General features: G+C 51.0%; 6 protein-coding genes and 2 pseudogenes. 3 read left to right on the top strand and 5 right to left on the bottom strand.

All coding sequences use genetic code 11. The annotated features are described in order from the left end of the window. Positions 1-185 precede the first annotated feature (185 nt). Positions 186-302 (top strand): annotated as a pseudogene (locus B5P39_RS24585) (IS5/IS1182 family transposase); the annotation flags it as partial. Here B5P39_RS24585 and B5P39_RS23300 read toward each other — a convergent pair. Continuing rightward, positions 293-466, bottom strand: a pseudogene (locus B5P39_RS23300) (twin-arginine translocation signal domain-containing protein); the annotation flags it as partial. The pseudogenes B5P39_RS24585 and B5P39_RS23300 sit on opposite strands and share 10 nt — an antisense overlap. 234 nt (positions 467-700) lie before the next feature. On the opposite strand from B5P39_RS23300, the gene B5P39_RS23295 reads away from it, so the two are divergent. Together B5P39_RS23295 and B5P39_RS23290 are read left to right on the top strand one after the other, a co-directional pair. Continuing rightward, a complete protein-coding gene (locus B5P39_RS23295) occupies positions 701-1,150 on the top strand; it encodes a hypothetical protein (protein ID WP_011918417.1) in 450 nt (149 codons plus the stop codon). A gap of 285 nt (positions 1,151-1,435) precedes the next feature. After that, the gene (locus B5P39_RS23290; protein ID WP_086904627.1) at positions 1,436-2,173 is read left to right on the top strand and encodes a peptidoglycan DD-metalloendopeptidase family protein; all 738 of its coding nucleotides are present in this window, start codon (positions 1,436-1,438) and stop codon (positions 2,171-2,173) included. A 33-nt stretch (positions 2,174-2,206) separates the two neighbouring features. On the opposite strand, the gene B5P39_RS23285 is transcribed toward B5P39_RS23290, so the two are convergent. The 4 genes from B5P39_RS23285 to silA form a co-directional block, all read right to left on the bottom strand. Continuing rightward, positions 2,207-2,404, bottom strand: coding sequence for a DUF2933 domain-containing protein (locus tag B5P39_RS23285; RefSeq protein ID WP_000843494.1), 198 nt, complete (start codon positions 2,402-2,404; stop codon positions 2,207-2,209). Between the two features lie 40 nt (positions 2,405-2,444). Then, entirely contained in the window at positions 2,445-4,892 is a 2,448-nt protein-coding gene (gene silP, locus B5P39_RS23280) for an Ag(+)-translocating P-type ATPase SilP (protein ID WP_086904628.1), read from the bottom strand. A 126-nt stretch (positions 4,893-5,018) separates the two neighbouring features. Then, on the bottom strand, positions 5,019-5,459 hold the full coding sequence (locus B5P39_RS23275) for a DUF411 domain-containing protein (protein ID WP_000758228.1): 441 nt from the start codon (positions 5,457-5,459) through the stop codon (positions 5,019-5,021). An 86-nt stretch (positions 5,460-5,545) separates the two neighbouring features. After that, on the bottom strand, positions 5,546-8,692 hold the full coding sequence (gene silA / locus B5P39_RS23270; protein WP_011711636.1) for a Cu(+)/Ag(+) efflux RND transporter permease subunit SilA: 3,147 nt from the start codon (positions 8,690-8,692) through the stop codon (positions 5,546-5,548). Positions 8,693-8,700 lie beyond the last annotated feature (8 nt).

The following is an 8,700-nucleotide window of genomic DNA, read 5'->3' as shown; positions in this document are numbered from 1 at the left end:
ACTTACGCGATGATAAAGGCGTTGAACAAACTCACTGGGCTAGGCATGCCTGAAACTTACCGTGTAGTTTAATATTCAAACGATTATGAGGAGCTTTGCTCGCTGAATCGATTTAGGAAACAAAGCCAACCTTCCGTCTCAGATGCGATCAGATCCTGTGAATACCACGCAGGAACCGCTATCAGATGGGCAAATCTAAATCTCGCATTACCAATTGGCCGGAATATAACAAGGCGTTGACCAACCGAAGCTCACTGACTTTTTGGATAGACGAGCAGGCGCTCAACCTCTGGATATTGACGGCCGTTTCACCAATGGTCAGGTCAAACTGAGTACCCTGCAGGGATGCGGCAACTGGCAGGCTCAGACTGGAACGCGCATTGAAACTCCATACGCCAAGACTTCCGGCTACGCCAGAGAGGGTTAACGCCTTCAGGAAAGTTCGTCGAGACGTTTTCAACAGCATGCGCATTCCCTTATTTAAAGTATGGTTACTGACAGAATTCGAGAACCGATTTAAATTAAATTACTGGTTCATCCACTTACAATGAAATGAAGCTAGCACACCTTAAGAAACAAATTCATTACAATCGTGTAATGTACATAGCTGTATTACATTTACGTCATCTTCCCCACAGGTTGATTATTTTTATATATGATCATAAGGACATCTTTTATGTACCTCAGAAGGTAATTACACATGAATATATTAATCACGACCACTGCGTTTACAGCTTTATTTTGTGGGGCAGCTTTTGCTCAGTCCAGTGATATTGCCCATGAAGCACATCGATTTGTTAATAATGCCTCAGCCGTCAGTCATGTGAATTCCTCGACGCATGAAAATTTGCCGGACAGGATTAATAAAAACAGCACGCCCTCATTCTCTGAAATGAATGAACATGAAAGGGCCATTGTTGCTCATTCATTTATGAACAACAGCCCGTCCTATGCACATCAGAAAATGATTGAGGAACATAAAAAAATGCTGTCCGAGAGTGGTGAAAATTCAAAGACCTTCTCTTCTTCTTTTAACGAACTGAATGCCGGAGAGAAAGCCGCCCTCGTGCATGAGCAGGTCAATAATGCCGGTGCGGAAGCTCATCAGACGCAGGCAAGAAAGCTTCGCGGCCTGTATTCGTCCAGGTAGCAGACGGGTTAGTGCTTAGCGTCAGGTGCGCAGCAGGGCCTTACTGACGGGTTACGTAGCAGGACATGAGCCCCATATTGCTCTGCCGTAACCTGTTTCAGTCCCGTTAATCATCACCGTCGGGCTGGTCATACAGTTCCCAGAGCTTCAGGAGCAAACGGGAAACAAGATATGTTACAAAAATGACGACCATCAACGGTGCTCCCGATTAACTGACAGATGACACGCCTCCTGAAAACCCCTAGCATACGCCGCAGTGTTCATGCTAACGGCGAATTCCAGTAAATGTATTCTACCGATGTCGTAAAAGAAAATGCCTGCCTTTCAGCCACCCGCTCGGGGCTGGAATCGAACGAGATCGCTACTCTTCAGCGCTCCTTGCCTTCCCGGTTTAATCTGCGGCATTTGAAAAAAAATGAATCATTAAAACTAGTACTGCAAAAGAAAGCGGGAAAATCACATGTCGTGGCCTATAAATTTACGTCCGGTTCATTTAATTACACGGCGTATCGTATATCAGATAAAAAGTTCTATGACCTTTCCGATACTTCCGGGAAAGGCAGTCTCGATTATCCGTTACCGGCCACAGCAAGACTCAGTTCGCCTTTCAATCCTGCAAGACTTAACCCGGTATCCGGAAAAGTGAGTCCCCATAATGGCATTGATTATTCCATGCCCATGAACACGAAAATAGTCAGCGTCATCGACGGAAAAATCACCCGGGCCGAATACAACAGTACCATGGGATATTTTGTTGAAGTAACAGGAAAAGCCGGTGTTAAAACTTGCTATCTCCACCTCAATAAAATACTCGTTACTAAAGGGGCCAGGGTTACACGGGGAGGTGCTATTGCGTTATCCGGTAAAAGCGGACGTTCATCCGGTCCTCATCTGCATTACGAGCTGGTCATCAATAACAACCCTGTTAACTCTCTGGCGTTCCGGGCAGCGGCACCCGCTGATAACAAACTCGAACAGCATGCCTTTGCGCATGCCAGAGACTACGAACGATACCTGGACTGATAACGGGACCGCGACGCGGCCCCGTCTGCCGGATTAATTTTTTTTATCGTTTTCACTTCCGTGATGTTGATGATCTCCATGCCCTCCGTGGCCGTGGAAAAGATGCATTAGCGGGCAGACCAGCAATAACAGATATGGCCAGTAACCTGCCACATGTGACCAGTGTTCGCGCAGGAGGGCAAATGCCGCGATCGCGGCGACAGCAATAAGCGCATAGGTGGTACTTTTCATACTGGACTCCTTCTGTTCGTAACTGACCCTTCACTCAGTGTTATTTCCCGAGCCTGACACTTTTCAGACGCAACGCATTCACAATGACGCTGACGGAGGAAAGAGCCATGGCCGCCGCCGCAATAACTGGCGACAGCAGTATTCCATACACAGGATAAAGCAGACCTGCAGCCACAGGCACGCCAAGTGCGTTGTAGATAAATGCAAAAAACAGATTCTGTCGGATATTTTTCATGGTGATCTCTGACAGATGACGGGCCCTGTTCAGTATCATCAAGTCGCCTTTGAGAAGGGTGACTCCGGCACTTTCAATTGCCACATCTGTACCCGTTCCCATAGCTATGCCCACGTCAGCCGCTGCCAGCGCCGGGGCATCATTTACACCGTCCCCCGCCATCGCAACCACATGACCAGACGCTTTCAGTCGGGTTATCACTGCTTTTTTGCCGTCAGGCAGAACCCCGGCTTCAACCTCATCTATTCCCAGTTTCCGTGCGACTGCTTCAGCAGTAAGCTGGTTATCCCCGGTGAGCATAACAATGCGGATCCCCGCCTGACGCAAAGCTTTAAGCGCATCCGGCGTGGTTGCTTTCACGGGATCCGAGATAGCTATCAGGCCTGCAAGGTACCCATCTGTGGCCACATAGATAACGGTAGCGCCTTCCATCCGCAACGTATCCGCAACGGCCTTTTGATTATCAATAACGATACTGTTTTCCTGCATAGCCAGTTCATTACCAATAACAACCCGTTGACCTTCAACATCGCCTGAAACACCTTTCCCCGACGGAGCATTGAAATCACTGACTGCGGGTATCATGATCCCCCTGTGCTGGGCTGCCCGGACTACAGCCATACCCAGCGGATGCTGCGAGCCTTTTTCCACTGCGGCCGCTACACGTAAAAGAGATGCTTCCCCACCCGGATTGAGACTGATAATCCCTGTCACCGTAGGCGAACCTTCCGTGAGCGTGCCTGTTTTGTCGACAACCAGCGTGTCCACTTTTTCAAGACGCTCAAGGGCTTCGGCATTCCTGATTAACACCCCGGCCTGGGCTCCTTTGCCTACCCCCACCATTATCGACATCGGTGTGGCCAGCCCCAGTGCGCAGGGGCAGGCAATAATCAGGACCGACACAGCCGCAATCAGACCGTGCGCCATCCTGGGCTCGGGCCCCCAGACAGACCAGATCACGAAAGCAACAACCGCGATAAGTATCACCAGAGGAACAAACCAGCCTGAAACGCTGTCAGCCATTCTCTGGATGGGGGCACGCGAACGCTGTGCATCAGCGACCATCTGAACAATTCGTGAGAGCATCGTTTCATCACCGACTTTCTCTGCACGGATGATAAGACTACCTGTCTGATTAATCGTCCCCCCAATGACAGGGTCACCCTTCGTTTTGGTAACCGGCATAGACTCCCCGGTCACCATCGATTCATCAACGGTTGTTTTGCCTTCGATCACGATACCGTCGACCGGAATACTCTCTCCAGGTCTGATGCGGAGCTTATCGCCAGGCAGGACATCTTCCGCATTAATATCCGTTTCATGACCGTCATGATCCAGCCGTCTGGCGGTTTTGGGGGCAAGGTTCAGAAGCGCAGTAATGGCGCCTGAGGTTTGTTCCCGTGCCCGCAGCTCAAGAACCTGTCCCAGCAGAACAAGCACCGTAATAACTGCTGCGGCTTCAAAATAAACGGCCACCAGGCCATCCATGTTTCTGAACGATGCAGGAAACCAGGAGGGGAAGACGGTTGCAATGACGCTGTAAACCCAGGCTACGCCGGTCCCCATTGCAACAAGGGTAAACATATTCAGGGAGCGGTTACGTAACGACATTCCGGCCCGGGCGAAGAATGGCCAGCCACACCACAACACGACAGGGGAGGCCAGAAGCAGCTGCAGCCATGTGTTGTACTGTGGCGGTACTGTATTCCTCAAGTCGGGAAACAGATGAGATCCCATTTCGAGTACCAGAACCGGAAACGCCAGCAACAACCCCAGCCAGAAGCGTCTTGTCATGTCGTGAAGTTCATCACTCGGCCCCGTGGATGCCGTAGCTACGAGCGGCTCCAGTGCCATTCCACAGACAGGACAGCTTCCGGGACCATTGCGGCGTATCTCCGGGTGCATCGGACATGTCCACACACCTTCAGAATTCTCTTTTTCCGCCTGGTGGTGAGGCTGTTTTATCTGATCAGGGCTGACTTCGTGATGATCGTGGTGATGGTGATGGGAATGTTCACAGGCATCTTCGGTAAGATAACGATCGGGATGGGCTTTAAATTTACTCTCACAGCTGGCGGAGCAGAAATAAAGTTGATGGTCCTGGTATCGAATGCTGCTGTGCGCCCTGTCGGGCAGGATGGCCATCCCGCACACGGGATCTCTCACCTTATGCAATACGTGGCCCTCGTCCGGGGATAATGTCTGCTCAGAAGCAGTCTGGTTGTTGTGTTGCACTGCATTGTCATTTTTCACAGTAACTCTCCTTATGCATACCGAAGCATCTTCTGTCTTCAGGGTATGTCATGGATGCGATTACCACGAATATCGCCGGCACAGGAGTGCCTGCTACCAGCGTCCCGTTATCAGCCGTTCCGCTGACTATTCGATTCGCTGGAAGACTTTTTTACTTCCATCCGGTGAGAATGCGATAACATCGTAAGCCTCTTTTCGGGCTCCCATCTCCATTCCAGGACTTCCTGCTGGCATACCGGGGGTGGCGAGACCGTATATACCCGAACCAGACTGCATTGCCTTATGTATCGTTGTCGCAGGCACATGGCCTTCAATGATCAAATTACCGGCAACCGCGGTATGACAACTTCGTAGTCCTGCAGGAATAGCATGCTTTTCTTTCAGGGCTGACAGCGCCTGATCATTCATGACGTGAGTTCGTACTTCAAACCCGTCTTTTTCCATCGCTTTGCCCCACAGGGAACAACAGCCACAGTTTTCAGATTTGTACATATCAATCACTTTTTCACTCGCCATCGCGGGTAGTGAAAGGCCGAGAGCCAGCGCCATTAGAACCACTTTTTTCATACTCACCTCTGTATATTATCGATATAAACCCTGACGTCAGGGTGAATCAGTAAAGAAGGACACCCACAGGGGGTGCCCTTTCAGGTTCAGGACACGCTTTTTTTATGTCTGCGCAGCCAGATTAATTTGTAGGCGGCAGGAATAATGAACAGGGACAGCAGCGGAGCCGTGATCATCCCACCAATCATGGGTGCCGCGATACGGCTCATGACTTCTGAACCTGCACCGGTTCCCCAGAGTATTGGCAGCAGACCCGCAACGATCACCGCCACGGTCATGGCTTTCGGCCGGACACGCAGTACGGCACCATGATAGAGGGCTTCATCAAGGCCTTCCGGTGTGAACGTCTCTTTACGGGACAATTTCGGGTGCGCTTCAATGGCATGACGCAGATACATCAGCATGACCACGCCAAACTCTGCTGCCACCCCGGCCAGGGCGATAAACCCGGTTCCGGTCGCCACTGACATATGGAAGCCCTGCCAGTACAGGAACCATATCCCGCCAACCAGGGCAAACGGCAGGCTCATCAGGATCAACAGGGCTTCATCAACCCTGCGGAATGCCAGATATAACAGGATGAAGATGATCATCACCGTCATCGGTACCATCAGTTTTAATTTCTTATTGGCGTGCTCGAGTAATTCAAACTGTCCTGAGAATGCCACACTGGTCCCCGGTCTCAGTTTCACTTTCTCACTGATGGCCGTCTTAATATCGTTCACCACCGACACCATGTCCCTGCCGCGGGCATCAACATAAATCCAGCTGGCTGGCCGGGCATTTTCGGTTTTCAGCATGGTTGGTCCGGAAACGACCTTAATATCGGCAACATCGCCCAGCGTAATTTGCTGCTTCATTGGGGTCAGGATTGGCATCTCTCTCAACGCCTGCGGACTGTTACGGTAATCCTGCGGATAGCGAATGTTAATAGGGTACCGGGCCACGCCTTCAACCGTCTCACCCACCATAGCCCCACCGATTGCTGAAGAGACGAACAGCTGGACGTCGCCCACAGTCATCCCGTACCGGGAAGCTTTTTCCCGGTTAATGTCCACATCAATATAACGTCCACCTTCCAGTCGTTCAGCCAGTGCGGAAACCACACCAGGTACGGTTTTAGCGACTGCTTCGATACTCTGTGCTGTTACATCGATATCCGACAGAACAGTACCCGATACCTTAATACCTATCGGACTTTTAATGCCGGTTGAGAGCATATCAATACGGTTACGGATAGGCGGTACCCAGAGGTTGGCCAGACCCGGTAAACGGACGGTCCTGTCGAGTTCTTCAATAATCTTGTCAATCGTCATGCCTGGACGCCACTGATCCTCAGGTTTCAGTTGGATGGTGGTTTCCATCATTTCGAGCGGAGCAGAATCCGTGGCGGTCTCAGCCTTACCGGTCTTGCCAAAAACTGAGGCCACTTCAGGCACCGTTTTGATTAGTTTGTCCGTGGTCTGTAAGAGCGCAGCAGCTTCTCCAGGAGACACGCCAGGTAACGTTGACGGCATATACAACAGGTCACCTTCGTTAATCTTCGGTAAAAACTCGCCGCCCACCTGACTCAGTGGCCAGATAACAGTGAAAATGGATAAAGCCGCAACCAGCAGGGTTGTTTTTGGCCAGTGTAGTACCCTGAGCAGTAACGGGTGATACGCTTTAATCAGCAACCGGTTCAGTGGGTTACTGGTCTCAGCAGGAATTTTCCCGCGGATCCAGAACCCCATCAGAATAGGGATAACAATGATTGCCAGTATGGCTGCACCCGCCATGGAATACGTTTTTGTAAAGGCCAGCGGACCAAACAGACGCCCTTCCTGCCCTTCCAGGGTAAAAATAGGAATGAACGATAATGTGATAATCAGCAGGCTGATAAACAGCGCTGGACCCACTTCAACGGAGGCGTCAGTGATAACCTTCCAGCGGGTGGCATTATCAATCTGTTCCCCGGGATGCTGATGGTCCCACTCCTCAAGCCGTTTATGCGCGTTTTCGATCATGACGATGGCGGCATCCACCATCGCTCCGACGGCTATTGCAATCCCTCCCAGCGACATAATGTTGGCATTCAGCCCCTGGAAGTGCATGACGATAAAGGCGATACACAGGCCAAGTGGCAGAGAAATAATCGCCACCAGGGCAGAACGGACATGCCAGAGGAACAGTGCGCAAACGACAGCAACAACGATAAACTCTTCAAGAAGCTTGTAACTGAGGTTGTCAATCGCACGATCGATTAACTGGCTGCGATCGTATGTCGTTACGATCTCCACTCCTTCAGGCAGGCTTGCCTTCAGCGTGTCCAGTTTATCCCTCACCGCCGTAATGACTTCGCGTGCATTTTTGCCCGAACGCAGGATCACCACTCCGCCAGCGACTTCGCCCTGACCGTTAAGCTCAGCGATACCACGCCGCATTTCCGGTCCCATTTGTATGCGGGCAACATCACGCAGGTAAACAGGTACTCCATTTTCCCCCGTTTTCAGGACGATATTTTTGAAATCATCAATAGTCTGAAGATAACCGCTGGCCCGGACCATATACTCTGACTCAGCAATTTCAACAGATGAGCCACCGGCTTCCTGGTTAGATGAGCTAAGAGCTTGTTTTACTTCTGGCAGACCGATGCCGTACTGCGTCAGTTTTACCGGGTCAAGCTGGATCTGATACTGCTTAACCACGCCGCCTACGGATGCAACTTCAGCGACATTAGGAATGGTTTTCAGCTCAAACTTCAGGAACCAGTCCTGCAGAGAACGCAGTTCTGAAAGGTCGTGTTTTCCGCTGCGATCGACAAGGGCATATTCAAAAATCCAGCCCACACCCGTGGCATCCGGACCGATTTCAGAACTCACCCCGGCGGGCAGTTTTCCCTGAACCTGATTCAGATATTCCAGCACGCGGGAACGGGCCCAGTACAGATCGGTGCCGTCTTCAAAAATGACATATACATACGAATCACCGAACTGTGAAAAACCACGCACAGTTTTTGCGCCAGGTACGGAGAGCATGGTGGTGGTAAGTGGATAGGTGACCTGGTTTTCTACAATCTGCGGGGCCTGGCCGGGATAGCTGGTTTTAATAATGACCTGCACATCTGACAGGTCAGGCAAGGCATCGACCGGCGTGTTAATAATCGTCCATGTACCCCAGATGCTGAGAAACAGGGCCCCCATCATGACCAGGAAACGGTTGGCGACAGAGCGCCGGATAATCCATTCAATCATCGTCGTCT

The sequence above is a fragment of the Shewanella sp. Shew256 genome (assembly GCF_002196695.1).
Taxonomy (GTDB): Bacteria; Pseudomonadota; Gammaproteobacteria; order Enterobacterales; family Shewanellaceae; genus Shewanella; species Shewanella mangrovisoli.
This window is presented reverse-complemented; position numbering and strand designations above follow the sequence as displayed.

Excerpts from the sequence above, each read along its gene's own strand:
- B5P39_RS23295 (WP_011918417.1), top strand. The coding sequence starts at position 701 with ATGAATATATTAATCACGACCACTGCGTTTACAGCTTTATTTTGTGGG.
- B5P39_RS23290 (WP_086904627.1), top strand. The coding sequence starts at position 1,436 with ATGTATTCTACCGATGTCGTAAAAGAAAATGCCTGCCTTTCAGCCACC.
- B5P39_RS23285 (WP_000843494.1), bottom strand. The coding sequence starts at position 2,404 with ATGAAAAGTACCACCTATGCGCTTATTGCTGTCGCCGCGATCGCGGCA.
- B5P39_RS23275 (WP_000758228.1), bottom strand. The coding sequence starts at position 5,459 with ATGAAAAAAGTGGTTCTAATGGCGCTGGCTCTCGGCCTTTCACTACCC.
- silA (WP_011711636.1), bottom strand. The coding sequence starts at position 8,692 with ATGATTGAATGGATTATCCGGCGCTCTGTCGCCAACCGTTTCCTGGTC.